The 24,454-nt window shown below is 72.1% G+C and carries 22 protein-coding genes and 1 tRNA gene; 11 read left to right on the top strand and 12 right to left on the bottom strand.

Features of this window, described 5'->3' with window-relative positions; all coding sequences use genetic code 11:
- Positions 1-69: 69 nt before the first annotated feature.
- Positions 70-1,908 carry an arabinofuranosyltransferase AftB family protein gene (locus tag CP975_RS35020; RefSeq protein ID WP_167532687.1) on the bottom strand — a complete coding sequence of 613 codons (1,839 nt, stop codon included), beginning with the start codon at positions 1,906-1,908 and terminating at the stop codon, positions 70-72.
- Positions 1,909-2,067: 159 nt separating this feature from the next.
- Between CP975_RS35020 and CP975_RS12205 the strand changes: the two genes are divergently transcribed.
- The gene (locus tag CP975_RS12205; RefSeq protein WP_055531640.1) at positions 2,068-4,014 is read left to right on the top strand and encodes an AMP-dependent synthetase/ligase; all 1,947 of its coding nucleotides are present in this window, start codon (positions 2,068-2,070) and stop codon (positions 4,012-4,014) included.
- 6 nt (positions 4,015-4,020) lie between these two features.
- Here the strand turns inward: CP975_RS12205 and CP975_RS12200 are convergent, their stop codons facing one another.
- Positions 4,021-4,365, bottom strand: a complete 345-nt coding sequence (locus CP975_RS12200; protein WP_055531642.1) for a hypothetical protein — start codon at positions 4,363-4,365, stop codon at positions 4,021-4,023.
- A 75-nt stretch (positions 4,366-4,440) separates the two neighbouring features.
- Positions 4,441-4,614 carry a CsbD family protein gene (locus tag CP975_RS12195; RefSeq protein WP_078594633.1) on the bottom strand — a complete coding sequence of 58 codons (174 nt, stop codon included), beginning with the start codon at positions 4,612-4,614 and terminating at the stop codon, positions 4,441-4,443.
- Positions 4,615-5,260: 646 nt separating this feature from the next.
- Between CP975_RS12195 and CP975_RS12190 the strand changes: the two genes are divergently transcribed.
- On the top strand, positions 5,261-5,611 hold the full coding sequence (locus CP975_RS12190) for an ANTAR domain-containing protein (protein ID WP_246201476.1): 351 nt from the start codon (positions 5,261-5,263) through the stop codon (positions 5,609-5,611).
- 43 nt (positions 5,612-5,654) lie between these two features.
- Positions 5,655-6,488 carry a DUF1206 domain-containing protein gene (locus CP975_RS12185; RefSeq protein WP_030790896.1) on the top strand — a complete coding sequence of 278 codons (834 nt, stop codon included), beginning with the start codon at positions 5,655-5,657 and terminating at the stop codon, positions 6,486-6,488.
- A gap of 45 nt (positions 6,489-6,533) precedes the next feature.
- Here CP975_RS12185 and CP975_RS12180 read toward each other — a convergent pair whose 3' ends face one another.
- The 4 genes from CP975_RS12180 to CP975_RS12165 all read right to left on the bottom strand — a co-directional run bounded on the left by CP975_RS12180 (position 6,534) and on the right by CP975_RS12165 (position 9,173).
- Positions 6,534-7,250: a GAF and ANTAR domain-containing protein gene (locus CP975_RS12180; RefSeq protein ID WP_055531644.1), complete on the bottom strand. Its 717-nt coding sequence runs from the start codon at positions 7,248-7,250 to the stop codon at positions 6,534-6,536.
- A gap of 115 nt (positions 7,251-7,365) precedes the next feature.
- Positions 7,366-8,124, bottom strand: coding sequence for an ANTAR domain-containing protein (locus CP975_RS12175; protein ID WP_055531663.1), 759 nt, complete (start codon positions 8,122-8,124; stop codon positions 7,366-7,368).
- Entirely contained in the window at positions 8,124-8,534 is a 411-nt protein-coding gene (locus CP975_RS12170; RefSeq protein WP_055531646.1) for an STAS domain-containing protein, read from the bottom strand. Before CP975_RS12170 ends, CP975_RS12175 begins: the two co-directional genes overlap by 1 nt.
- Before the next feature lie 566 nt (positions 8,535-9,100).
- Positions 9,101-9,173: transfer RNA gene (locus CP975_RS12165), tRNA-Arg, on the bottom strand.
- A 259-nt stretch (positions 9,174-9,432) separates the two neighbouring features.
- On the opposite strand from CP975_RS12165, the gene CP975_RS12160 reads away from it, so the two are divergent.
- From CP975_RS12160 to CP975_RS12145, 4 genes are all read left to right on the top strand, one after another.
- Positions 9,433-11,145 (top strand): dynamin family protein, encoded by a 1,713-nt coding sequence (locus CP975_RS12160; RefSeq protein ID WP_055531648.1) that lies wholly within the window; start codon positions 9,433-9,435, stop codon positions 11,143-11,145.
- A gap of 5 nt (positions 11,146-11,150) precedes the next feature.
- A complete protein-coding gene (locus CP975_RS12155) occupies positions 11,151-13,136 on the top strand; it encodes a YfjP family GTPase (protein ID WP_055531665.1) in 1,986 nt (661 codons plus the stop codon).
- A 147-nt stretch (positions 13,137-13,283) separates the two neighbouring features.
- Entirely contained in the window at positions 13,284-13,697 is a 414-nt protein-coding gene (locus tag CP975_RS12150) for a single-stranded DNA-binding protein (RefSeq protein WP_055531667.1), read from the top strand.
- A 287-nt stretch (positions 13,698-13,984) separates the two neighbouring features.
- Entirely contained in the window at positions 13,985-15,394 is a 1,410-nt protein-coding gene (locus CP975_RS12145; RefSeq protein WP_246201474.1) for a Cys-Gln thioester bond-forming surface protein, read from the top strand.
- Positions 15,395-15,433: 39 nt separating this feature from the next.
- Here CP975_RS12145 and CP975_RS12140 read toward each other — a convergent pair whose 3' ends face one another.
- On the bottom strand, positions 15,434-15,730 hold the full coding sequence (locus CP975_RS12140; protein WP_055531650.1) for a DUF3303 family protein: 297 nt from the start codon (positions 15,728-15,730) through the stop codon (positions 15,434-15,436).
- 223 nt (positions 15,731-15,953) lie between these two features.
- On the opposite strand from CP975_RS12140, the gene ettA reads away from it, so the two are divergent.
- Genes ettA through CP975_RS12125 form a run of 3 tightly spaced genes read left to right on the top strand, consistent with a single transcriptional unit; the run spans position 15,954 to position 18,749 of the window.
- A complete protein-coding gene (gene ettA / locus CP975_RS12135; RefSeq protein ID WP_030790919.1) occupies positions 15,954-17,618 on the top strand; it encodes an energy-dependent translational throttle protein EttA in 1,665 nt (554 codons plus the stop codon).
- Between the two features lie 7 nt (positions 17,619-17,625).
- Positions 17,626-18,066, top strand: coding sequence for an acyl-CoA thioesterase (locus CP975_RS12130; protein WP_055531652.1), 441 nt, complete (start codon positions 17,626-17,628; stop codon positions 18,064-18,066).
- On the top strand, positions 18,063-18,749 hold the full coding sequence (locus tag CP975_RS12125) for a DUF8185 domain-containing protein (protein WP_055531654.1): 687 nt from the start codon (positions 18,063-18,065) through the stop codon (positions 18,747-18,749). The genes CP975_RS12130 and CP975_RS12125 overlap by 4 nt, the downstream gene beginning before the upstream one ends.
- A 28-nt stretch (positions 18,750-18,777) precedes the next feature.
- Here CP975_RS12125 and CP975_RS12120 read toward each other — a convergent pair whose 3' ends face one another.
- The gene (locus tag CP975_RS12120) at positions 18,778-19,191 is read right to left on the bottom strand and encodes a globin (protein WP_150476859.1); all 414 of its coding nucleotides are present in this window, start codon (positions 19,189-19,191) and stop codon (positions 18,778-18,780) included.
- A gap of 99 nt (positions 19,192-19,290) precedes the next feature.
- Here CP975_RS12120 and CP975_RS12115 point away from each other — a divergent pair, with 99 nt between their 5' ends.
- The gene (locus CP975_RS12115) at positions 19,291-20,256 is read left to right on the top strand and encodes a methyltransferase domain-containing protein (RefSeq protein WP_055531656.1); all 966 of its coding nucleotides are present in this window, start codon (positions 19,291-19,293) and stop codon (positions 20,254-20,256) included.
- An 18-nt stretch (positions 20,257-20,274) separates the two neighbouring features.
- On the opposite strand, the gene CP975_RS12110 is transcribed toward CP975_RS12115, so the two are convergent.
- The 3 genes from CP975_RS12110 to CP975_RS12100 form a co-directional block, all read right to left on the bottom strand.
- The gene (locus CP975_RS12110; protein ID WP_055531658.1) at positions 20,275-21,570 is read right to left on the bottom strand and encodes an FHA domain-containing protein; all 1,296 of its coding nucleotides are present in this window, start codon (positions 21,568-21,570) and stop codon (positions 20,275-20,277) included.
- Positions 21,571-21,652: 82 nt separating this feature from the next.
- Entirely contained in the window at positions 21,653-23,008 is a 1,356-nt protein-coding gene (locus CP975_RS12105) for a vWA domain-containing protein (RefSeq protein ID WP_055535893.1), read from the bottom strand.
- Positions 23,009-23,068: 60 nt separating this feature from the next.
- The gene (locus tag CP975_RS12100) at positions 23,069-24,454 is read right to left on the bottom strand and encodes a PP2C family protein-serine/threonine phosphatase (protein WP_150476858.1); all 1,386 of its coding nucleotides are present in this window, start codon (positions 24,452-24,454) and stop codon (positions 23,069-23,071) included.

The raw sequence follows: 24,454 nt of genomic DNA, 5'->3' as shown, positions 1-24,454 counted from the left end.
CGTAGCGTGCGGTGATCGTGCGGTGCCGGTACGCGAGCTGACCGCGGCGAGCGGCCGGGCCGTGACCCGCTACCGGCACAGCTCCTTCTCCGCCCGCACCGGATCATTCGGAAAACGGAACGACGTGAGCCCCACCGCGCCCGTCAGATTCCGCCAGAACCGCCCGGCCGTCATCGGCGCGCTCGTCGCCGCCCGCAGCTCGGCGAACGGCTCGCACCGCAGGGCGCGGCGGGCCGCGTCGACGCGGGCGGGGTCCAGCCCCGGGGGCAGGCCGTCGGCGACACCGCGTTCGGCGACGATCCACTCGTCCGGCAGCCGCTTGTCGTGCCCCACGCGGCCGTTGAAGCCCTCCGAGTGCGCCGCCAGGGGGTAGGCGAGCCCGATGGGATCGAGGGCCGCGCCGGACAGCGGGACGACGGACCCGCTGAAGCCGAGCGTGTTGTAGATCCCCGTCACCCCGGGCCGGGCGGCGGGAACGGGGGTGTGGGCGAGCAGCAGCGTGGGCGCGCCGGACCGCACCCGTTTGCGTACGAGCCCGGCGTACGCCCTGTTGCCCGGCTGCCCCGCGAAGTCGTGGTGCACGGGGTGCGGGGCGGCGTTCTGGTGTACGTACACCCCGCGCTCGTCCGCGACGCCGGCCGGCCCGATCCGCCCCTCGTACGGCACCCGCAGCACCGATGCGCACGCCACGGCCCACACCGCGATCCCGGCGACGACGATCGTCCACGCGCGCGTGACGGGCACGAGGAAGGCGGGCAGCAGCATCAGCAGCAGCCCCGGCAGGAACATCCGCCCGTGCATGAAGTCGCCGCCGACCTTGATGACGTAGAGCCAGCACAGGGCGCCCGCGGTCACGGGGGCGGCCACGAGGAGGCGTCGGCGCAGGCGGTCGGGGGCGGGGGCGGGGGCGGGCCCCTGGGCCTGACTGGATGTGCGGCCCTGCTTCTGGGCCTGACCGGGCATGAGGACCCGCTTGCGGATCCGGCCGGAGGCGGGGACCCGCTTCCGTGCCCAGCCGGATGCGAGGCCCCCCTCCCGTGCCTGGCCGGACGCGAGGACCGCCGCGACGGTCATCAGCAGCGGCAGCCACAGCACGTAGGGCCCGGCGAAGTCCCAGAAGTAGTCCGCCCCCCGCCCCCACAGGCTGCGCGAGGCCTCCTTGGTGACGCCCGGCAACGGCATCAGATGTCCGTAGTACCCCATGCGGAAGATCTCGTACGAGACGGGGAGCGCCCCGGCGACACCGGCGCCCGCGAGGACCCCGCGCCACGAGGGGCGTGCCACGGCCCACTGGGCGGCCAGGAAGACCACCGACACCAGCGCCAGGTCCGGCCGTACGAGGGGGCCGAGGCCCAGCACCGCGCAGGTCACCAGGGTCCGGGGCCGTGCGACGAGCGCCAGCCAGGCCCCCGCGAGCCAGCAGGTGGCGAGCCCCGTCTCCAGACCGGAGGTCGCGAAGTCCCAGACGGGCGGCAGCGCGAGCAGCACCAGGGCTCCGCAGGGCAGCAGGAACCCGCCGCCGCCGTGTACGCGGAGCGCCGCGAGTCCGGCGAGCGCGAAGCCGGCGGCGGTCAGCAGCAGCCCGCCGTACATCGCGGCCGTGGCGATGTCGAGGCCCGGCGCCCCGGCCCCCACGAGCAGCCACTGCCACAGGGTTCCGGTGGACGACTCGGCGCGCTCCCCGGGGTTGAAGACGGGCCCGTTCCCCGCGAGCACCTGGCGGACCGTCCGCACGTAGATGTGACCGTCGTCGGACATCCACCGCCGCCGGAAGCCGGCGACGGCGATGACGAGGGCGGGCAGGAGGGCGGCCCCGACCCGTGCGCGGCCCCGCCAGGACCCTCGCGGGGCGTCGACGGCCGGCCGGGGTTCCGCTTCACGGACACCAGGGGAGTACGTAGAGGTCATGGGCCCTAGATCGGCGTGGCCCCGGCGCGGCTTGAGCGGCCGCCCGTGCCGACGCCTCCGTGACGGGGGCATTGCATTTTTCTTACGCGCGAGTAAGTTGCCCCGAAAGTCCGGACGTACGTACGAGGTCGTAGCCGAAGTCGAAGCCGGGGAGCCGTCATGGGCGTACGCAAGGATCTGAAAAGGGCCCAGCGCCGCGGCGACCTCGCGGAGCGCGCCAAGGTCGAGCTGGTCAGGGACGCGCGCGGCACCGTGCGCGAGGCCCGCACCGCCCCGCTCGTGGCGAGGGCCACCGAGGGCAGCACCGCCGACATACCGTTCACCAACGCCGCCGAGGCCCCCGACGCGGTGGTGCTGCGACGCAAGGAGGGCGGCCGCTGGCGCCCGGTGACCGCGGCGGCCTTCGCGCGCGAAGTCACCGATATCGCCAAGGGGTTGCTGGCGGCGGGCCTGGAGCCCGGCGGCCGGGTCGCGCTGATGTCGCGTACCCGCTACGAATGGGCGGTCCTGGACTTCGCGATCTGGGCGGCGGGCGGCCAGACCGTCCCCGTCTACGCGACGTCCTCGGCGGAGCAGATCGAGTGGATAGTCCGGGACTCGGGCGCCCGCCTCCTGATCGCGGAGACCGCCGAGAACGCGGCGACGGCGGAGGAGGCCCTCCGTACCCACGTCGACCCGCCCCGCATCCGGCACATCGACGGCGGCGCGATGGCGGAACTGACCGCGCTGGGACGCGAACTGTCCGACGAGGAGGTGACCAAGCGCCGCTCCGCGCTGACCCCCGACTCCATCGCGACCCTCTGCTACACCTCCGGCACCACCGGCCGCCCCAAAGGCTGCGTCCTCACCCACGGCAACCTGCACGCCGAGGCCGCCAACACGGTCGACCTGCTGCACCCCGTCTTCAAGGAGATCACCGGGCAGGTCGCCTCCACGCTCCTCTTCCTGCCGCTCGCCCACATCCTGGGCCGCTCCTTGCAGATCGCCTGCATGCTGGCCCGCATCGAACTGGGCCACTGTCCGAGCGTCAAGCCGGACGAACTCCGCCCCGAACTGCGCGCGTTCAGACCGACCTTCCTCGTCGGCGTCCCGTACCTCTTCGAGAAGATCCACGACACCGGCCGGGCGACCGCGGAGAAGCTCGGCCGCGCCGCGTCCTTCGACCGGGCCGAGCGGATCGCGGTGCGGTTCGGCGAGGCGTACCTGGACAGGTTCCTCGACCCGAGCCGCCCCGGCCCCTCGCTCGGCCTGCGCCTCGGCTGGGCCCTGTACGAACTCCTCGTCTACCGCCGCATCCGCAAGGAGGTCGGCGGCAACCTGCGCTACGCGATCAGCGGCGGCTCCCCCCTCGACCGCGACCTCAACCTCTTCTTCTACGCCGCCGGAATCATCATCTACGAGGGCTACGGCCTCACCGAGACCACGGCCGCCGCCACGATCACCCCGCCGCTGCGCCCGCGCCCCGGCACCGTCGGCCTGCCCGTGCCCGGCACGGCCGTGCGCATAGCGGACGACGGGGAGGTGCTGCTCAAGGGCGGCATCGTCTTCAACGGCTACTGGAACAACCCGGCGGCGACGGACGCCGTGCTCACCGGCGACTGGCTCGCCACCGGTGACCTGGGGGCCCTGGACGAGGCCGGATACCTCACCATCACCGGCCGCAAGAAGGACATCATCGTCACCTCCGGCGGCAAGAACGTCTCGCCCGCCGTCCTGGAGGACCGCCTCCGCAGCCGCGCGCTCGTGGGCCAGTGCATCGTGGTGGGGGACAACCGTTCGTACGTCGCCGCGCTGATCACCCTGGAGCCCGAGGCCGTCGACCACTGGCTGGCCGTACGCAAACGCCCCCTGGACACGCCGCTCGCGGAGCTGGCCCGCGACCCGGAGGTGATCGCGGAGGTCCAACGCGCCGTGGACCACGCCAACGCGGCGGTATCCAAGGCCGAGTCCATCCGCAGGTTCGCGCTGGTGGAGGGCGAGTTCTCGGAGGCCAACGGCCTGCTCACCCCGTCCCTGAAGATCAAGCGGCATGCGGTGACGGCGGCGTACGCGCGGGAGATCGAGGAGCTTTACGGCGGCGCCGGCGGGGCGGGGACCAGGAGCTGATCGGGCTTACATACGCAGCAGCCGTTCCGTGGTCTCCCTGTACTGCCGCAGCGCGAGCCGCAGTTCCTCGGTCTGCGCTTCGGTGCCCAGATCCTGCCAGTCGGTGCGCAGGGTACGGCGCCGCTCCGTGAGGGCGGTGGTCAGCTGGGTGACGGCTTCCTCGAAGGCGCCGTCGGCCTCCTGGACCGCTTGGCGCGGGCTTTCGACGAAGAGGTTGAGGGCCTTTTGGAGACGCAGGGTGAGCCTGTCGCGGTCGCCCTTCGAGAGCAGCGCGGTCTGGTGACTGCTGGGGGCGAGGTCCGGGCTCTCGGTGTCTGCCGGCTGCCGCGCGCGTTCGATGTCGTACGTCATGAAGTCCCACTTCCCTGGGCATGGTGCCGGCCGGATGGCGTCCACGTTTCGTGCGCACCATCCGGGGCGTATGGGTCAGCGGCGAAAGGCGTCTTTGGCCTTGCCGCCGGACTGCTTCAGGTTTCCGGAGACCCGGTCGGTCCTGCCTTCACGCTGCATTCGCTTGTTGCGGGTGTTCCGGCCGATGCGTTCGGTGATACGGCCCTTGAAGGCCTGTGCCTTGTTCCTGAGCGTGTTCCCAGCATTCATGGCTGTCCTTACTGACTTTGTTGTTTTTCCGGTGAAGCTGAACCCGAGAAGCGCCAAGGTCAGCAGAAGGAAGGAGAATCCACGTGAGCGTCGCCGGACCTCCAGATCGCGCGGAGCGTTTCCTGGTTTCCGCGGGGTCCGGGCGAAGCGGGTAGGCGGAATGCGTTGTCCGAAGGGTTCGGATTGGCATGGCCCTACGCCGTACCGTAAGTCAACGCCTGTCCTGACTCCCTGTCAACGTCCTTTGTCCACAGCGGGGTTGTGCGGCGAGCGAGCGTATCCATTGCCTCGGGGCAGGGCTATGCTGCGAAGCGAGGCCCCAGTCCCCGGCAGCGAGGTTCCGTTCCGCCCGGGGGGCGTGCTGATCTTCGTGGCCGTGCGTTTACGGCCGGAGGGGCGCGGGCGGCCAACACCGGGGCGACGGTTACGAGTACCGCGACGACCGGGACCGCAGAGACCGCGAGCACCGGCGGGACCGCCGCTACCGGCGACAGCGCCAGGGGCTCTGGAGGTGCCAGGTCCGCGCTGAAGGCGACGAGCAGCACCGCCGGTGACCGGTTCGGTCTCCGGTGCCAGAGCGTTCCCCGGCGACTTCGCGGGGCGGGCGCACGCAGTGCGTGGTGAGGCAGGTGTCATGGAGCAGAAGGTGACGATCCAGGAAGACCGGTGGATGAGGGCGGGCGAGGTGGCCTGGGGCGACGACCTCCTGGACCCGGCTGTCGTCGAACTGCGCGCCGAGATCGCCCGGTTGCGCCGGGGACTGAGCGACCGGGCGGTGATCGACCAGGCCCTCGGGATGATGATGGCCCTGGTGCCGTGCCCCCATGAACAGGCAGGTGACCTGCTGATGGACGTCGCGCGGCGCTGCGGCCTCTCGCGCCGCGAGGTGGCTGTCGCTCTCGTCGCCACCTCCGAAGGAAGCCCGTTCCCCGAGCACCTGGACCATGCGCTGCGCGGCGCGCTGCGGCGCCTGCACAAGGCGGAGGGAAAGTCGTGAGCCGGGACGCGCATCGTGCGCTCCATGGCCTCGGGGAGGACCAGTGACCGCGTCTCACGCACAAGGAACGGGCCGGGACGGAGGCTCCGCCGCCCACGCCGCCAAGGAGGAGACGCTCACGGCCGCGGGCCGGGCGGGCTTCATGGCGCGTGGGGTCGTGTACGTCCTCATCGGCGCCCTGGCGATCCAGATGGCCCTCGGCAGCGGTGGGGAGTCGGCGGACCGCCAGGGCGCGCTCGACCAGGTCGCCGAGCAGCCCTTCGGGAAGGCGATGCTGTGGACGCTGGCCGTCGGGTTCGGCTGCATGGCGCTGTGGCGGGGCTCCCGCGCGGTGCTCAGCAGGGGCCCCGACCGGAAGGCCGCCTCGCGGCTGCTGGACGGCGGTCGGGCGGTCTTCTACGCGTCGGTCTGCTGGGCGACGGCCACGTTCGCCGCGGGCGGTGGCCAGGGCTCAAGCGGCAACGCGCAGTCGAAGGACTGGACCGCGTCGGTGCTGAAACTGCCGTACGGCCAGGTCATCGTGGGGGCCGGGGGCTGCCTCCTGATCGGCATCGGTGCCGTACTCGCGGTACGGGCGGCCCTGCGCAAGTTCCTGAAACAGCTGGACGTGGGCGCGATGAGCCACCGCACCCGGCAGATCGTGACCGGCCTGGGAGTGGGCGGCGGCGTGGCGCGGGGCACGGTGTTCGCGGCGGCCGGGATCTTCATCCTGATCGCGGCCGTCCAGTTCGACGCGGACGAGGCCAAGGGCGTGGACGCCACGCTCCGCAGCTTCACGCAGACCCCGGCGGGCCCTTGGCTCCTGGTCGCCGTGGCGATTGGGCTGATCCTCTTCGGAGCCTTCTCCTTCGCCTCGGCCCGCTGGCGCCGCTTGTGAACGGGAAGCGCCTGTGCGGGGGCGCCGCCCGCGAATGGCCGTCTCTCAGCGCACCAGGCCGGGGAGGGGCTCGGAGTCGTCGATGAAGGCGCGGGCCACGTCGGACAGGCGGCGGTTGTGGGCGCGGGCATAGCGGCGCAAGGCGGTGAACGCCTGCTCCATGTCGATGTCGTGGCGTTCGGCGAGCTTCCCCTTGGCCTGTTCGATCAGCACCCGGCTGTTCAGCGCGGTCTGCAACTGCTCGTTGAGGACCGTGGAGCGGTGGATGGACCGTTGCTGGAGGAGGCTGATGGTGGCGACGTCGGCCAGGGCCTGCGCGATGGGCGTACCGACCGGGTCGAAGGGGCCGGGAGTGGCCCGGAAGAGATTCAGCGCGCCGACGACCTCGTCCCGCAGCCGCATCGGCAGGGCCTGGACCGCGCCGAACCCGTGAAGCTGGGCCTGCGCCACGAACCGCGGCCAGCGGGCGCTCTCCGCGCGCAGGTCGGGTACGGACACCGGGGCGCCCGTGCGGAAGCAGTCCAGGCAGGGGCCCTCGTCGTTCTGCAACTGGAAGAGTTCGAGGAGGCGTACCTGTTCGTCGGAGGCGGCCATCACGCGGAGTTCACCGTCCCGGTCCGCGAGCAGCACCCCGGCGGCACTGGCGCCGAGCATCCCGACGCAGCGGTCGGTCAGCAGCCGCAGGAAGTCGATCAGGTCGAAGTCGGCGACGAGATTGTCCGCCAACTCGACGAAGGTCTTGGCCAAGAGCCGCTCATTCATCGTCAACACCCTTTGTGGAGACTAGTCCTGTGGGATGGAGCAGGGGAGTGCGTCGCGGGCCGGACCGCGCCGCACTGTGGTGGCAGCGCAGCGCTGCTCGGACCGGCCGAGGACATCAGGCGCCCTCGTCGGTCCGGATCGGCTCCGCGCCCGGAGAGAAGCGGAGCCGACGGGCCACCACGTCGGCGGCCACGGCGGTGAGTCGGCGCCCTTGGGCGTAGGCGTAGGCGCGCAGCCGGACGAAGGCCTCGTCGATACCGACACCGAGCTGGACGGTCAGGATGCCGGTGGCCTGGGAGATCTCCGCCCGGTACCCGCCCAGGTCCTCGCAGCGCCTCCGCGCCGCCGCGTCCTTCGGCGGCACGCCCGTCGCGTCGATCCGGGCGTCCAGCAGGACCAGCGTCGCGAGGTCGGCGAAGGCCAGTGCGTCGGCCAGATCCTCCGCGTCCAACCGGCCCGGGGCCCGAGCGTAGAGATCCAGGACTCCGGGGTTGATAGCGCCGATCTGTAGGGGCAGCGCGAAGACCGCGAGGGCACCGGCTTCCAGGGCCGCTTCCGCGAACACGGGCCAGCAGCCCTGGAGTTCATCGGTCCGCAGGTCGGGCGTCAGGACGGCCGAGCCGTGGGTGAAGGCATCCACGCACGGCCCCTCGCCCAGGGTCAGCTGAAGCTCTTCCAGCTGCTCGCTGACGTCATCGGTACTGCACAGTGGATGGCTCGCCGCGGTGCGGGACATCGCGGACACCCCGGCCCCGCCGACCGGCAGCGAGGCCACCGCAGCGGTGCACACGTCCACCATGCCGACGCCGGCGCCGCGCCGGGCGGCCTGCTCGGCGACGAGAAGCCGGATCCGGAACGACCGCCTGTCGGACATCACCCGGCCCGCCCGGCCCCGACGCGACGGTCGATCCCCTCCGGTTCCCGCCGCGGCCGGGAGGCCGTCGCGGCGCACCTCCCGGGTGCGGCCGCGGGCTCCTTGAGCAGGAAGTCGCAACGGGTCAGCTCGATCATCCACGCCAGCAGGGGAGGCGGGTAGTGCAGGCGCAGCGTTCCGCCGGTCGCGGCGGTGCGCAGGAACATCTCGATGAAGGCGTTCAGACCGCAGCACTCACAGAAGGTGACGGGAGTGAGGTCGACGTCGATGGTGCGCATGCCGTCGCGCAGACACCGCTCAAGGGCGGCACGCACCAGCGGCACCGTCTGTAGGTCGATCTCACCGGCGAGGGTGACCAGGGCCCGGGTCCTTCTGTCGTGCCGGTAGACGTTCAACTGCGGTAGGGGCATGAAGCCTCGTTCCAGAGACCTGCCGGGCGGAGCCGTGGAATACGGCCGGTCTCCCGGCACGGGCAGACATTCGGCGGAGGCAGCGAACGGACGGCCCGGCGATGTGCCCACCGGAACAAGGGGCCCGTCCCGTCTCCCTCCAGAGGGATGCGCCGGGCGACCGGACGAAGAGAGCCCGCTCCCCACAGCCATCTGCGTCGAGCAACAACAGGTCCGCCGGGGTCCGGGACGTCCATACCTCAGGGTAGTCCCCATCCCCGTCCGGAAGGGGGCCGCGAGCCACCCGGTCTCAGGGACCGGATGCCGACCGGAACCAACGCGCACGTGGCTACCGGTCGTGCGGTGCTACCGGTCGTACGGGATCTCGGGCCGGGTTACGGGCACGATGGTGATCAGGTCGTCGAGGCCCCCGGGGGCGGCGCGTGACGTGGCCGCGAACTCGGCACGGGGGAACGAACCGGCGCCGGTTGACGATCGCGGCCGGGCGAAGGCGCTTGGCGTCACAGCGAAGTGCCTCCGGACATGAAAGGGCCCCTCACGCGTTTCCACAGGTGAGAGGCTGTGTGCGCCCCCGGCAGGACTCGAACCTGCGGCCAAGCGCTTAGAAGGCGCCTGCTCTATCCACTGAGCTACGGGGGCCGGGTGGCACGGGGCGGATGCGGGGAAGATCCGTGACCTTGCCGGGGACAAGGATAGGGCTCCCGGGTCCCTGCCCCTGGTGCTTCGCCTCCGCGCCACGATGTGGAGGTTCGGTGAAGCGATCCCGATAATCGCAGGTAGGTGCGAATCGCGCATCGCTTTTGACGCCTCACGTCCCGGGTGTTGTGCACTCGTTATGCCTGCGCCCGCAGTCGCCCCTTCCATCCCCTGTGTCCGATCGGCGCGCAGAGGCTCTCATATGCTTCAGAAAGCCGCCAAAATTGGGCATTCTTCGCATGTGGTGACCTTGGACGTACGGCCTCAATTGCTTGACGCACTCTCCGCCCTGCGCGAGCGTGTCGCCGCCGCACGCTTTCCGCTCCCCCTGCCGGGGGCGCCACGCGCGCGTGCCAACCGGGACGAGTTGCTCGCACAGCTCGATGACTATCTGGTGCCCCGGCTCAAGGCGCCCGAAGCGCCCCTGCTCGCCGTCATCGGAGGATCCACCGGAGCGGGCAAGTCCACGCTGGTGAACTCCCTGGTGGGGCGTCAGGTCAGCGAAGCGGGTGTGCTGCGGCCCACGACGCGTACGCCGGTGCTCGTCTGCCATCCGGACGATCATCACTGGTTCGCCGGGATGCGCGTACTGCCCGACCTCACGCGCGTGTGGATGCCCCGTCAGGAGAGCACGGAGGGAGGAGAGGGAGAGGACGACGGGGATGCCGGTGACGATCTGCCGGGGTTCGGTGACGAGTCGCCGGGGCCCGGTGACGAGCAGGAACGCGCCCTGCGGATCGAGACCGCCGACAGCCTGCCGCGTGGGCTCGCCCTGCTCGACGCGCCCGACGTCGACTCGCTCGTCGCCGACAACCGGGTGCTGGCCGCCGAGCTGATCTCCGCGGCCGACGTGTGGGTCATGGTCACCACCGCCTCGCGGTACGCGGACGCGGTGCCCTGGCATCTGCTGCGTACCGCCAAGGAGCACGACGCCACCCTCGTCACCGTCCTCGACCGCGTGCCCCACCAGGTCGTGAGCGAGGTGTCACGGCAGTTCGGCGCCCTGCTGGCGAAGGCCGGGCTCGGCGACGTGCCGCGCTTCACCGTGCCCGAGCTGCCCGAGTCCGCGGGCGGCGGCGGGCTGCTGCCCGCCACCGCCGTCGCTCCGCTGCGCGCCTGGCTCACCCACCGCGTCCAGGAACCCGCGGCCCGCGCCCACGCCATCGCACGCACGGCACACGGCGTCCTCCGCTCGCTCGACTCCCGGCTGCCCGAACTCGCGGGCGCCGTCGCCGCCCAGTACGCCGCCGCCCTACGGCTCACCTCCGCCGTCGACGAGGCGTACGACAACGAGCACGCGCGCGTGGCGGATCGTTTGCAGGCCGGCGGCGTCCTCGCGGGGGACGCCCTGAAGCGGTGGCGCAGCTATCCGCTCGACTGCGGGCCCGGCGAGCTGCTCGACGCCATCGCCGAGAGCCTGGAGGCATTGCTGCTGTGCGCCGTCACCGCCGCCGACGAACGCATCGACGAGGCCTGGCGGCGCGAACCCGCCGCCGATGTCGCCGGGCTCGCCGGCCGCGACCCCCAGGCGGAGAGCGCCGAGCACCGCATCGGGATGGCCGTACGCAGATGGCGGCGCGTCCTGGAGGAGTACGCCGAGGACGAGGTGCGAGGCATGGAGAGGGTCGACAAGACCCCGCTGCCCGACCCCGAGGTCGTCGCCGCGCTGCTCGCCACCGCCCTGCTCGGCGGGCACCGGGCCCGCGCGGCCGGGGAGATCCTCGCCGAACGGATCGGCGCCCCGGGCGCTGTCCGGCTGCGCGACCGCGGCGGGCGCCTGCTGACCGACTACCTGGAGAAGGTCCTGGCCACCGAGCGCGAACGGCGACTCGCCCCTCTGGACGCCCTTGAGGTGCACCCCGATCCCCAGGCAGAGCTGATCGCCGCCCTGTCCCTACTTCAGAAGGAGAGGTGAACGCGGTGACTGCCGTCACTGATCACACCGAACGCGACGAGCGGGAGGACCGGGAGAAGCGGGAGAAGCGGGAGGGGCGTGGGGAGTGTTCCGGGGGCCCTGGCAGGTCACCCGACGGCTCTGGCACGTCGCCCGATGGCTCCGTACGGTCCCCCGATGGCCCCGGACGCTCCCCCGGTGGCCCCGGCAGGACACCTGACCGCCCCGGCCGGGCGGTCGACGGCTCGGGCCAGGCACCCGACGGCTCCCGCCGGGCACCCGACGGCTCCGAAGAGGCCTGGGACGACGGCCTCATCGCCCGCCGCGTCGCCGAAGGGCAGCAGCCCCCGACCACCGAGGTCCGCGCCTACGTGCCCACGGGGGCGCCCACGTCGTACGAAGGACCCCTGCGCCAGCGGCTCGACGCGCTGCGCGAACTCGTCGGGCTCTCCCGCACCCGCCTGGACAGCGGCACGCTCGCCGAGGCGGGCCGGGTCCTGGACGAGGCCGCCGCCCGGCGCAGGCTCTCCGAACGGCACACCGTCGTCGCCATCGCGGGAGCCACCGGAAGCGGCAAGTCCACGCTCTTCAACGCCCTCGCCGGGGTGATGATCTCGGAGACGGGCGTACGCAGGCCGACCACGGCCGCGCCGATCGGTTGCAGCTGGACGGACGGCGCCGCGGGGCTGCTCGACCGGCTCGGCATCCCGGGCCGGCTGCGCCGCCGCCCCCTCCAGGGGCCCGGCGCCGACGAGCTCCAGGGGCTCGTACTGATCGACCTGCCCGACCACGACTCGGCGGTCGGCGAGCACCGGGAGCACGTCGACCGGATCCTGGCGCTCGTCGACGCCGTCATCTGGGTCGTGGACCCCGAGAAGTACGCCGACGCGATGGTCCACGAGCGCTATCTGCGGCCGATGGCGGGCCACGCCGAGGTCACCTTCGTCGTGCTGAACCAGATCGACCGGCTCCCGGGCGACGCCGCCGACCAGGTCCTCGACGACCTGCGACGCCTCCTCGACGAGGACGGCATCGCGCTCGGCGAGCACGGGGAACCGGGCGCCACGGTGCTCGCGATCTCCGCGCTGACCGGCGACGGCCTCGGGGAACTGCGCGAGGCGCTCGGTCAGTTCACCCAGGAGCGGGGCGCCGCGGCACGCCGGATCTCCGCCGATCTGGACGCCGCCGCGGAACGGCTGCGTCCGGTGTACGTCGCCGGGTCGCCCCGCGGCCGCAACCGCGGGCGGATCGGGCTCAGCGAAGAGGCCCGCGAGGAGTTCGCCGACCGCCTCGCCGACGCGGTGGGCGCCGCGGCCGCCGGGGACGCGGCGGAGCGGGCCTGGCGCAGGCACGCGGGCAGGGCGTGCGGCGACCCCTGGCTGAGGCTGTGGCGGTGGTACGAGGGTCAGCGCTCGCCGCACAGCGACACGCTGTCCCTCGTACCGGTCCCGGTGGACGAGGAGGCGACGGCGCGCCAGCGCGTGGAGTTCGCCGTGCGCACGGTGGCCGACGAGGCGGCGGCGGGACTTCCCGTGCCCTGGGCGCAGGCCGTGCGGGAGGCCGCGGCGCGCGGCGCCGAGGGGCTGCCCGAGGCGCTCGACGAGCTGTCGGTGACGGCGGGCGTGCCGACCGGGCGCCCGCCGCGGCCCGGCTGGTGGCCGGTCGCGGTCCTCGCGCAGGCGGCGATGACGATGCTCCAAGTCGTGGGCGGCCTCTGGCTCGTGGGGCAGATCATCGGGATCTGCGAGCCCAATCTCGGCGTTCCGGTGCTGCTGATGCTGGCGGGCATCGTGGGCGGCCCGTGTGTGGAGTGGGCGAGCAGGATGGCGGCGCGGGGGCCCGCGCGCCGCTACGGGCAGGAGGCGGAACGGCGGCTTCGGGAGGCGGCGGCCGGGTGCGGGCGGGCCAGGGTCCTCGATCCGGTGGCGGCCGAGCTGCTGCGGTACCGGGAGGTCCGGGAGCAGTACGTGCGGGTGACGGGGGCGCGGGCCGGGGGAGCTCCTTTGGGGTGACGCCGGGAAGCCCCTTCGGGGTGACGGAGTTTTCCACAACCGGCGGGTAGCGCACAGGGCTCAGCGGGCTCGGCCCGACCGGTGCAGTCTGAGATCGCGGCCGCGGAAGGCGCGGCGGCGCGGACGGACGCACGGGAGGGGAAGGGCATGAACGAGACGATGGTGACGGTGGTGGGGAACGTCGCGACGACGCCGGTGTACCGGGAGCTGCCGTCGGGACCGGTGGCGCGGTTCCGGCTCGCGGTGACGTCGCGGTACTTCGACGCGGTGAAGAACACGTGGAACGACGGACACACCAACTTCTTCACGGTGTGGGCCAATCGGTCGCTCGGCAAGAACGTGCAGGGATCGCTGTCGGTGGGTGAACCGGTCATCGTGCAGGGCCGGTTGAAGGTGCGGGACGAGGAGCGCGGCGGGCAGCACTGGACCTCCGCGGACATCGATGCGCAGGCCATCGGCCACGATCTGTCGCGCGGCACCGCGGCGTTCCGGCGGGTGCTCAAGGGAGACGCGTCGCTGACGGATCCCGCCTCCCTGAGGGAGACGGAGCCGGTCGGATGACGTCCACATCGGTCGGGCGGATGCCCTTGAATGCCGTTGATTTGTCGATAAGCCCAGCTCGGGAGGGGTGTTGGGGATAACGATTCCGAGTCGGATCGGTGATACGACGGTATGACTGAGGGGCGTGGTGTGCCGCTTCCCTAGGATGCCGGACGTAGCTCACGGGGCAGTTGGCAGGAGATGCCACGCAGGTGGCAGGGCATCCTGCCCCTTTCAATCTGCTGGCGGGACCACCCCCCACCGTTGTGAACGGGTCCCGCCCGGAGGGGAATTCAGTGTTTTCTGCGTTGTCCATACGTAGTCGAGGCGCCGCCCGCCTCGCCGCCGTGTCCGCGGCGACGGGGCTCGTCGCCGCGGGAGCGGTGGCCGCCGCGGGCGCGGCGGCGGCGGACGCGGCCCCGCAGCACCGGGGCGGAGCGACCGCGACGCTGGGCGGATTGCAGACGTACGGCCAGGCCGTCGTCCGCGAGGACGGCAGCTCGCAGCAGGTCCCCGCCGGGCTCTTCGAGATGTCCGTCGAGGGCGGCGGCACGCTCCAGACGTACTGCGTCGACATCCACAACCCCACGCAGAACGACGCCAGGTACCAGGAGACCCCCTGGAGCGGCACCTCGCTCGACGGCAATCGCGACGCGGGCCGGATCCGCTGGATCCTCCAGCACTCCTACCCACAGGTGAACGACCTGGCGGCGCTGGCCAAGAAGGCGGGCGCGACCTCCCTCACCGAGCAGTCCGCCGCGGCCGGCACCCAGGTGGCGATCTGGCGGTACTCGGACGGCGCGCGGGTCGACGCCGTCGACCCGCAGGCCGAGAAGCTCGCCGACTATCTGCACAAGAGCGCGCGCGACAGCGCGGAGCCCAAGGCCTCGCTGACGCTGGAGCCGCCCGCCGTGTCCGGGCAGGCCGGTGACCGGCTCGGCCCGGTCACCGTGCGGACCGACGCGGAAGCGGTGACGGTGACACCGCCCGCGGACTCCGTGGCGAGCGGCGTGAAGGTCGTCGGCAAGGACGGCAAGCCCGTGAAGTCCGCGGGCGACGGCAGCAGGCTCTACTTCGATGTCCCGGAGGAGGCGCCGGACGGCTCGGCCGCGCTCTCGGTCCAGGCGTCGACGACCGTGCCGGTGGGCCGGGCCTTCACCTCCGAGACCAGGAGCCAGACGCAGATCCTCGCGGGCTCCAGCGAGTCGACGGTGTCCGCGACGGCGACGGCGGACTGGGCGGCCGAGGGTGCGGTGCCGGCGCTGTCGGCGGAGAAGAACTGCGCCAAGGGCGGCGTCGACATCACCGCGAGCAACGAGGGAGACGAGCCCTTCACCTTCCGGTTGATGGGCTTCAAGCACTCGATCGAGGCGGGTGCGTCGCAGACGGTGACGATCCCGTTGCAGGAGGACCAGCCCTACGACTTCACGATCAAGGGGCCGAACGGCGTCGAGAAGCGCTTCAAGGGCGTCCTCGACTGCGAGACCGAGGGCACCGCGACGGAGAACAAGGCGCAGCCTGCCAACGAGCCGAGCCCCGCGTCGGCGGGCGGCACCTCCGGCGGCGGCGACCTGGCCGAGACCGGCAGTTCGAGCAACACGCCGCTGATAGCCGGGATCGCCGTCGGGTTCGTCCTGCTCGGCGGGGCGGCGGTCTTCCTCCTGCGTGCCAAGAAGGACCCGGCGGAGGCGCCCGAGGAGACGTCCACGGAGAAGTGAACGAGGGGGCGGCCGCCCAGCGGAGTCAGGTCCGCGGAGTCAGCTGTTCTGTAGGGCGGCAAGTCCCTTCTGGAGGTCCTCGGTGTTCATGACCGGGTGGATGTCGATCTCCGCGCCGAGTTGCTCGAAGAGCGGCTCGGCGATGGTGGGCATTTGCGAGCTGTCCTGCATGTCGAAGACGAAGGTGCAGGACCGCGCGCCGTCGGAGGGGCCGAAGTAAGCCGCCTCGGGCTTGAGCGTCTCCGTCAGCGCCTGCATGATTTTCGGCAGAGCGCCGCTCCTGATGGCTTCGTTCGACGCCTGGGTGTCCAGCCGCGCTCGTAGCATGACCCTCATCACAGGTACTCCTTCCGGCCACCACGACCGGCACGGTCTCATCCGCGCTCGCTGAGACCCGGTGACGTCTCTTTCAGCGTCCCTCCGCGCGATCGGAGCAGCAACATCTCGCCCGCGGACCCCGCTGAGTGATCACCGCCTACCCCGCTGGTTTCCTCCGGCGGGTGGCCGTACGGCAAGATGGGGTGTATCTGCCCACTCACTGATTGCCGGACGGTTTCTCTTGGCTGAGTACATCTACACCATGCGCAAGACGCGCAAGGCGCACGGCGACAAGGTGATCCTCGACGACGTCACCTTGAGCTTCCTTCCTGGCGCGAAGATCGGTGTCGTGGGCCCCAACGGCGCCGGTAAGTCCACGGTGCTCAAGATCATGGCGGGCATCGAGCAGCCCTCCAACGGCGATGCCTTCCTCTCGCCCGGTTACACCGTCGGCATGCTCCTCCAGGAGCCGCCCCTCGACGAGTCCAAGACCGTCCTGGAGAACGTGCAGGACGGGGCGAAGGAGGTCATGGGCAAGCTCCGGCGCTTCAACGAGGTCGCCGAGCTGATGGCCACCGACTACTCCGACGCGCTGATGGAGGAGATGGGCAAGCTCCAGGAGGACCTGGACCACGCCAACGCGTGGGACCTCGACGCCCAGCTGGAGCAGGCCATGGACGCCCTGGGCTGCCCGCCCGGCGACTGGGCCGTCACCAACCTCTCCGGTGGCGAGAAGCGCCGCGTCGCGCTCTGCAAGCTGCTCCTCGAAGCCCCCGACCTGCTGCTCCTCGACGAGCCCACCAACCACCTGGACGCCGAGTCCGTGCAGTGGCTGGAGCAGCACCTCGCGAAGTACCCCGGCACCGTCGTCGCCGTCACCCACGACCGGTACTTCCTCGACAACGTGGCGGGCTGGATCCTGGAGCTGGACCGCGGCCGCGCGATCGGCTACGAGGGCAACTACTCCACCTACCTGGAGACCAAGCAGACCCGTCTCAAGGTCGAGGGGCAGAAGGACGCCAAGCGCGCCAAGCGCCTCAAGGAAGAGCTTGAGTGGGTGCGCTCCAACGCCAAGGGGCGCCAGGCCAAGTCCAAGGCGCGCCTCGCCCGTTACGAGGAGATGGCCGCCGAGGCGGACAAGATGCGGAAGCTGGACTTCGAGGAGATCCAGATCCCGCCGGGCCCGCGCCTGGGCAACATCGTCGTCGAGGTCAACAACCTCTCGAAGGCCTTCGGCGAGAAGGTCCTGATCGACGACCTGAGCTTCACCCTGCCGCGCAACGGCATCGTCGGTGTCATCGGTCCGAACGGCGCGGGCAAGACCACGCTGTTCAAGATGATCCAGGGCCTTGAGGAGCCGGACGCCGGTTCCATCAAGGTCGGCGACACGGTCAAGATCTCCTACGTCGACCAGAGCCGCGCCAACATCGACCCGAAGAAGACCCTGTGGGCGGTCGTCTCGGACGAGCTGGACTACATCAACGTCGGCCAGGTCGAGATGCCGAGCCGCGCGTACGTGAGCGCCTTCGGCTTCAAGGGCCCGGACCAGCAGAAGCCCGCCGGCGTCCTCTCCGGCGGTGAGCGCAACCGCCTGAACCTCGCACTCACCCTCAAGCAGGGCGGCAACCTCCTCCTCCTCGACGAACCGACGAACGACCTGGACGTCGAGACGCTGTCCTCGCTCGAGAACGCGCTGCTCGAGTTCCCGGGTGCGGCCGTGGTCGTCTCCCACGACCGCTGGTTCCTCGACCGCGTCGCCACGCACATCCTGGCGTACGAGGGCGACTCCAAGTGGTTCTGGTTCGAGGGCAACTTCGAGGCGTACGAGAAGAACAAGATCGAGCGCCTCGGCCCGGACGCGGCCCGTCCGCACCGCGCCACCTACAAGAAGCTCACGCGAGGCTGAGGCGGCTGTGGCTCGACACATATACCAGTGCCCGTTGCGCTGGTCGGACATGGATGCCTTCGGGCACGTCAACAACGCCGTCTTCGTCCGGTACTTGGAGGAGGCGCGCATCGACTTCATGTTCCGGCTGGCGCCGGGTGACGGGTCCCCCTCGTTCTCCGGCGGTTCGGTCGTGGCCCGGCACGAGATCGACTACGTACGGCCGTTGGTGCACCGGCACGAGCCGGTCACCATCGAGTCGTGGGTGACGAAGATCGGCGCGGCCTCGCTGACCATCGCGTACGAGATCAAGGACGCGGACCAGGTGTATGTGCGGGCCTCGACCGTGGTCGTGCCGTTCGACCTGGAGGCGCAGCGGCCCCGGCGGATCTCGGCGGAGGAGAGGTCGTTCCTCCAGGAGTACGTCGACGACGGCTCCGACAGCGGTTCGGGGGCGCTCGCCGCATGACCGCGCGGCTGCACTTCGCCGATGCCGGGGAGGCGGGCGACCTCGCCGCCTTCCTGGCCCGGCTGATCCACTACGACAGGGCCGCCGCGGTGCGGCTCCAGGCCGCCGGGGACACGCTCGCCGTGTTCGGGCGGCCGCCGTCGTTCGAGGTGCTCGCCATTCGTACGGCGCGGCTCGCCAAGCCGTACGAGCACGGGCTCGACACCACGCTCGACGTCACCGTCTCCGCCGGTGAGTTCCTGGAGTACGTCGGGGAGTCGGCGCAGTCGGTGGCGGCGGCGGGCGTCGCCGCCGTGCCGGAGGCTGTCACCGGGCCGCCCTGGGCGGGCGTGCTGCCGCCGCGGGGCGGTTGGCGGCAGGAGCCCGCGCTTCCCGTGATGGACGCGGTGCGGGGTCTGGTGGCGGCGGCCGTCACCGAGTTCAAGGCCCGTGTCGAGGAACTGCCCGCCGAGCGGCGGGTGCGGACCGAGCTGGACCGCGTGGGCCGGGAGATCTGGTCCCGCACGATCGGTGGGACCGAGCTTCCCGTGCGGGCCGCGCACGCCGCGCAGTCCCTCGGGTTCCTGCGGGGGGACGCGCTGGCGCTGCTGTCCTCGGGGGCGTGGCTCCGGCTGCGTACGGCCTATGGGTCCGTCGCCGTACGGCGGGCCGGGACCGGCGGGCTCTCGGTCACGCCCGCCTAGGGCAGGGCCTAGCCGCGGGGCCTGCCCGTCAGCCCTCGGAGTTCACCATCGACGCCGCCGCGTACGTCAGGTAGTTCCACAGCGTCCGCTCGTGCTCCTCGGAGAGGCCGAGCTGGTCGACCGCCGCCCGCATGTGCTTCAGCCAGGCGTCGTGCGCGGCCCTGTCCACCGTGAACGGCGCGTGCCGCATGCGCAGGCGCGGGTGGCCGCGGTTGTCGCTGTAGGTGCGGGGGCCGCCCCAGTACTGCATCAGGAAGAGCGCGAGGCGCTCCTCGGCCGGGCCCAGGTCCTCCTCCGGGTACATCGGCCGCAGCAGCGGGTCCTCCGCGACCCCCTGGTAGAAGAAGTGCACCAGGCGCCGGAAGGTCTCCTCGCCGCCGACCTGTTCGTAGTAGGTCTGCTCCTGAAGCGTGCCGCGCGGGATCTCTTTCACACCGCCCATGGTCTCAGACGGGGCGACCGAGGACGGAAGGCTTAGGACCACCCCCCTCGAACCCCCTCGCCACTCGCATCGGCGGCTTCCGCGCAGCACAGTGGACACATGGAACCCGATCCCGCACTCGTGACGGAGGTACGGGCCGCCCTCGTGCGCGAGATCGAGGCGAGCGGGGCCTGGCGGGACGATCCCGCCTGGCGGGCGGCGTTCGAGGCCGTGCCGCGGCACCTTTTCGTGCCGTACTACTACGTGGGCGCCGCCGTCGGCGGCGGCTACGAACGGCTGTGGGGCGAGGATCCCGACCCCGGGCGCCGCACCCGCTGGCTGCGCGGGGCCTACGCCGACGCGCCGCTCGCCACGCGCCTGCGCGACGGGGACCTGATCTCCTCCAGCAGTCAGCCGTCCCTGATGGCGAAGATGCTCGTCGAACTGGACGTGCGCGAGGCGGACCGTGTCCTGGAGATCGGCGCGGGCACCGGCTACAACGCGGCGCTGCTCGCCCACCGGCTCGGCGACGACCACGTCACGACCGTCGACCTCGACCCGGAGATCACGGAGTCCGCGCGGCGGCATCTGGCGGCCGCCGGATACCGCCCGGCCGTGGTGACCGGCGACGGGGCGGCCGGCTGTCCCGAGCGCGCGCCCTACGACCGGATCATCGTCACCTGCACCCTCACCTCGGTGCCCCGGCTGTGGCTCGCCCAGTGCGCGCCCGGCGCCCGCGTCCTCGCGCCGCTGGCCACCGGCCTGATCGCGCTGACCGTACGGGACGCCGAGCACGCCGAGGGGCGCTTCCTGCACACGCCCGCCTACTTCGTGCCGCTGCGCGGCGGCAGCGGAAGGGCCCCTCTTGAGCGGCACGTCGGAGGGCTGCCGTGCCGGGCCTTGCAGAACGAGCTGTTCCGCTTCCTCCTCGAGCTGACCGGGGGCAGCCTGGATCCGCACGAAGCCCTCGCGCTGTGGGAGCGCGAGGGCCGTCCGGTGCGCGAGCGCTTCGGGGTCAGCGTGCGCGGGCGGTACGAGTGGGCCTGGCTGGACGACCCCGAGGGGCCGTACGTCTGGCCGCTGTGACCGCCCGCGGGCGCGGGGTCAGTCGCGGCGGACCGTGATCGTCGTCCAGGCGCCCACGTGCACCTGGTCGCCGTCCTGGAGCGGGACCGGGACGAACGGCTGGATGGGCTCCTCGCCGCCGTTGACCGTGGTGCCGTTCGTGGAGTTCTGGTCGACGACCGCCCAGCTGCCGTCCGGCTGCTGGACCAGGACCGCGTGCTGGTGCGAGACGCCCGGGTCCTCCGGAGGCACCGACAGATCGATGTCCGGGGTGTCGCCCGTGGAGTGGCGGCGGCGGCCGATGGAGATCTGGTTGCCGGACAGCGGGCGCTGCTGCTCGGGGGAGTAGGCGGGCAGGTTCAGGCCCGACGCCTCGGGGCCGCTGCGCTGCATCATCGCCATGAAGTACTCGCGGTCGGGACCGATCGTCGCCGTCCACGTGCCGGGCCCCTGCGGGGCCTGCGGCTGCGGGGGCTGCTGCTGCGGCTGCTCCTGCTGTGGCGGCTGCGGCGCCTGGTGCTGCTGCTGGGCCTGGTGCTGTGGCGCCTGCTGCTGCGGGGGAACCTGCTGGAAAACGTCCTGCCGCTGGAACGGCTGCTGCGGCTGCTGTGCCGGGGACGACGGCGGCGAGATCACCCAGTCGTCATCGCCTCCGCCGAAGGACGGGCCACCGGAGCCGGGCTGCGGCGGGGGCGGCGGCCCCTGCGGGGCACCCGACTCCTGCGGGAACGCTGGCGGCGCGGGCGGACCAGGCGGACCGGGCTGCTGGAACGCCTGCGGGGCGCCGGGGGGCGGGGCCTGGCCGGGACCTTGCCCGCCGTAACCCGGCTGACCGGGCCGTCCGCCGTTGCCTGCGCCGTTGCCTCCGCCGTTGCCGAACGGCGGAATCGGCTCGGCGGGCCGGTTCATCTGCGAGGGGCGCGAGCCCTGGTACTCGTACAAGCCCTGCCCCGGGTGCTGCGGAGGCGCACCGGGACCGCCCTGGGTGCTCGGCAGCGGCGGGTTCGGCGCGGCCGGGGTGTACGACGTCGCGGTGTTGGTCAGGAAGTTCCAGCGGCACTCCTCGCAGAACGGCGCGTTCGCCTCGCGGGGCGTGCGGCACTGCGGGCAGAGCTGCGCCTCGGGCGCCGGTTCCGGCACGGACGCCGGGTGCGGGCGCCCGGGGCCGGGCTGCGGGAAGTTCGGGTCCTGACCGGGGGGCGGCGGGGGATAGCCGTACCCGGCCGCGGGCGGCGGCGGGGGAGGGGGCGGCGGTACGGCACCGGCCATGCGGTGACCGCAGACCTCGCACCAGTCGTCGGAACCCGACTGGTGTCCGTTCGGGCAGGTCGGCATGTCGGCGCTTCCCCCTCTCCTTCTCCGGCCCGAGGGCCGTACGTACTGCTTCGTTGGTCGTCGGCGGCGCCGGAGCGCCGCGCTACTGCTTCTTCACGCGAACGGTCTTCGTCGACCGTGTCTCGAGTGTCATCTCGTCGGCCTCGGCGACCTTCGCCTTCAATCGAACAGTACCTTCCGCGGCGTCCACCACGTCCACCACCTTCGAAAGCAGCTTCGCCGTATCCGCGTTGCCCGAGGCGGCCGCCAGCTGGACGGCGCGGCCGAGTTTGGCGGTCGCCCCGTCGACATCTCCCGATTTGCGGGCGTCGAGTCCCTGCTGGATGACCTGCGCCAGTTCCGCCTGGCCCGTGTAGTGCGCGACCTGCGGATTGATGGAGGTGGAGGCCACCATGTCGTCCGTCCACACCGCGCGCACCAGGCCCTGCGACAGGGTCTGTGTGCTGCCGTCGGCCTGCGGCACGATCAGGGAGACCCGGGCCGCGAGCATCTCCTGGCCGAGGGCGGCGCTCGGTACTCGTACACAGATGTGGTAGTCGCGGGACTCGTCGCCCCACGACCCCGTGGGGTAGTCCCCGGAGCGCGGCCCCGCCTCCGTGCGACGGTCCGTCAGCTCCTCGACCGTGGGCGCCACTTGCTTGACGAACTTGATCTCCACGCCCACCGGGGTCCACAGCCGCAGACTGACGTCGGCGACCTCCTTGCCCATCGCCGTCTCCATCATCTGTGTGAAGTCGGCGGAGAGGCCGGCCGGGTCGGCGACGATGTCGGCGGTGCCGAGGAGCGCGGAGGCTATGCCGGTGACCTCCTTCACCTCCCAGTCCGTGCCGACGCCGCGGGCGTCGCAGGTGAAGCGGCCCGCGCAGGAGTCGAGAGCGGCCTTGAGGTCCTCGGGCGACTCGTGTTCGTTACGGCCGTCGGTGAGCAGGATGCCGTGCCGCACCGCGGACGCGGCGATGTCGGCGGAGCCCAGCAGCCGGTCGGCGAGCCGCAGCCAGGTGCCGATCGCCGTGCCGCCGCCCGCGCTGAGCCTGCGCAGCGCCTGTTTGGCCTGCTCGCGGGTCTCCGGGCCCGCCACCGCGAGGCGGCCGTTGCCCGGATAGACCTCCGTGGCGATGTGCGTGCCGCCGATCACCGCGAAGTGCACGCCGTCGCGCACGGCGTCGATGGCGGCGGCCGTCGCGTCCCTGGCACCCCGCATCTTCGTCGGCGGATAGTCCATGGAGCCGGAACAGTCGACCATGATCGCCACGGCGGCGTCCGGGCTCTGCCCCGCGGCGTAGAGATGCGGGGCGCTCACCGCGGAGCCGATCGTCCCGCCCCCGGTGGAGGTCACCGTGGCGATGGCGTTGACCTCGCGGCCGTCCTCCGGCAGGAACTCGTTCTGGTAGACGTCGACCGAGAACTGCGGCACGGTCGACTTCGAGAAATTGGCCATGGAACTGCTCCCCCTCAGATCCTGAAAACCTCACGATCCGGTACGGCCCCCCGCCCGGCTCTAGGCCGATCCTGCCCCTTGCGGCGCGTAGGGGAACGGGACGACCGCCACTGTTACGTTGTCGTGGCCCCCGCCGTCGAGCGCGTGGCCGACCAGGACCTGGGCGCTGTGCAGCGGCCGGTCCGCGGCGTCGGCGGGCACGGCCCGCGCCATGTCCTCGACCGCTTCGGCGTAGTTCCACAGTCCGTCCGTGCACACCACCACGACCCCCGCGCGGTCCGGTTTGAAGGAAGCGGTGTGCGGCTCCAGTTCGTACGCGTCCGCGCCGAGCCAGCCCGTGATGGCGTGGGCGCGGTCGTCGGCGTACGCCTCGGCCTCGTTCATCAGTCCCGCCGCGACCATCTGCGCGGCCCACGAGTCGTCCTCGGTGAGACGGACGGCGGGGCCGCTGCGGTCGTCGGGGACCCAGTACGCGCGGCTGTCGCCGACCCAGCCGACGACGAGCAGGCCCCCGGCGACGACCGTGCCGACCAGGGTGCAGGCGGGCGCGTTCTGGTGCGGGCTGTGCTCGCGCTCGGCAGCGGGCTCGGTGGCCAGGGAGTTGACGGCGTCGGCGGCCGACAGGATGGCCTCGTGCATGGCCTGCTGCGGGTGTGTGCCGCGCGGCAGTGAGCCCTGTAGCGATTCGTTGGCGGCGCGGGAGGCGGCGAGCGAGGCCTCGTCGGGGCGGGTCGCCGAGGAGACGCCGTCGCAGACGATCGCGACGACGGCGGGGGAGCCGTCGGGCAGCGCGGCGGCGGAGATCGCGAACGCGTCCTCGTTGCGGTGGTGGCGCAGGCCCCGGTCGCTGACCGCGGCGACCGCGTCCAGCTCCTCCTCCATGTGGTCGCGCTCGCGCGGCTGGGCGTGCCCGCAGTTCTCGCAGTAGCCGTCCGGGTCGACGCGGCCGGAGCGGCAGGCCACGCAGAGCTTGGTGCCCGGGGGCGGGGTGGGTTCGGGCGCGCTGGTCCGCGGGTCGGCGGGCCCGGGGGCGTCGGCGGCACCAACGGGCGGCGTAACACCGGCGGGCGACGCGGCGTCAGCGGGCGCGGGGGCCTCGGCGGGGGCGGGGGCGGGGGCCGGCGCGGGCAGCGGGTACTCGTCCGGCTCCCTCGACTCCGTCCCCCCGGGAAGTCCCGCCCCTCCGGAAAGCTCCGTCCCCCCGGAGTCCGTCCCCGGCAGGTCGGTGGGCAGATGGGTGGGCGCCGGGGTGTCGGAGCTGTCCGCCTCGGGCGCGACGGGCCACTCCGCGGGTCGGCCCGCCGCCGGGGCGGACCCGTTGGGGGAGACGGCCGGACGGGCCGGCACCGCCGACAGGTCGTACCCGCACGCACCACAGAACAGGTCACCCGACTCCAGCGGCTCCTCACAGCTGGGGCAGGCAGACAGTTGGGGCATCTGCGACAT

Origin of the sequence: Streptomyces alboniger, assembly GCF_008704395.1 — a bacterium.
GTDB lineage: Bacteria > Actinomycetota > Actinomycetes > Streptomycetales > Streptomycetaceae > Streptomyces > Streptomyces alboniger.
The sequence above is the reverse complement of the archived record's forward strand: the minus strand, read 5'-3'. Positions and strand labels throughout refer to the sequence as shown.

Excerpts from the sequence above, each read along its gene's own strand:
- CP975_RS12110 (WP_055531658.1), bottom strand. The coding sequence starts at position 21,570 with ATGCCGACCTGCCCGAACGGACACCAGTCGGGTTCCGACGACTGGTGC.
- CP975_RS12180 (WP_055531644.1), bottom strand. The coding sequence starts at position 7,250 with ATGAATGAGCGGCTCTTGGCCAAGACCTTCGTCGAGTTGGCGGACAAT.
- CP975_RS12150 (WP_055531667.1), top strand. The coding sequence starts at position 13,284 with ATGAACGAGACGATGGTGACGGTGGTGGGGAACGTCGCGACGACGCCG.
- CP975_RS12105 (WP_055535893.1), bottom strand. The coding sequence starts at position 23,008 with ATGGCCAATTTCTCGAAGTCGACCGTGCCGCAGTTCTCGGTCGACGTC.
- CP975_RS12120 (WP_150476859.1), bottom strand. The coding sequence starts at position 19,191 with ATGGGCGGTGTGAAAGAGATCCCGCGCGGCACGCTTCAGGAGCAGACC.
- CP975_RS12140 (WP_055531650.1), bottom strand. The coding sequence starts at position 15,730 with ATGAGGGTCATGCTACGAGCGCGGCTGGACACCCAGGCGTCGAACGAA.
- CP975_RS12115 (WP_055531656.1), top strand. The coding sequence starts at position 19,291 with ATGGAACCCGATCCCGCACTCGTGACGGAGGTACGGGCCGCCCTCGTG.
- CP975_RS12160 (WP_055531648.1), top strand. The coding sequence starts at position 9,433 with ATGCTTCAGAAAGCCGCCAAAATTGGGCATTCTTCGCATGTGGTGACC.
- CP975_RS12175 (WP_055531663.1), bottom strand. The coding sequence starts at position 8,124 with ATGTCCGACAGGCGGTCGTTCCGGATCCGGCTTCTCGTCGCCGAGCAG.
- CP975_RS12205 (WP_055531640.1), top strand. The coding sequence starts at position 2,068 with ATGGGCGTACGCAAGGATCTGAAAAGGGCCCAGCGCCGCGGCGACCTC.
- CP975_RS12195 (WP_078594633.1), bottom strand. The coding sequence starts at position 4,614 with ATGAATGCTGGGAACACGCTCAGGAACAAGGCACAGGCCTTCAAGGGC.
- CP975_RS12170 (WP_055531646.1), bottom strand. The coding sequence starts at position 8,534 with ATGCCCCTACCGCAGTTGAACGTCTACCGGCACGACAGAAGGACCCGG.
- CP975_RS12125 (WP_055531654.1), top strand. The coding sequence starts at position 18,063 with ATGACCGCGCGGCTGCACTTCGCCGATGCCGGGGAGGCGGGCGACCTC.
- CP975_RS35020 (WP_167532687.1), bottom strand. The coding sequence starts at position 1,908 with ATGACCTCTACGTACTCCCCTGGTGTCCGTGAAGCGGAACCCCGGCCG.
- CP975_RS12100 (WP_150476858.1), bottom strand. The coding sequence starts at position 24,454 with ATGTCGCAGATGCCCCAACTGTCTGCCTGCCCCAGCTGTGAGGAGCCG.
- CP975_RS12200 (WP_055531642.1), bottom strand. The coding sequence starts at position 4,365 with ATGACGTACGACATCGAACGCGCGCGGCAGCCGGCAGACACCGAGAGC.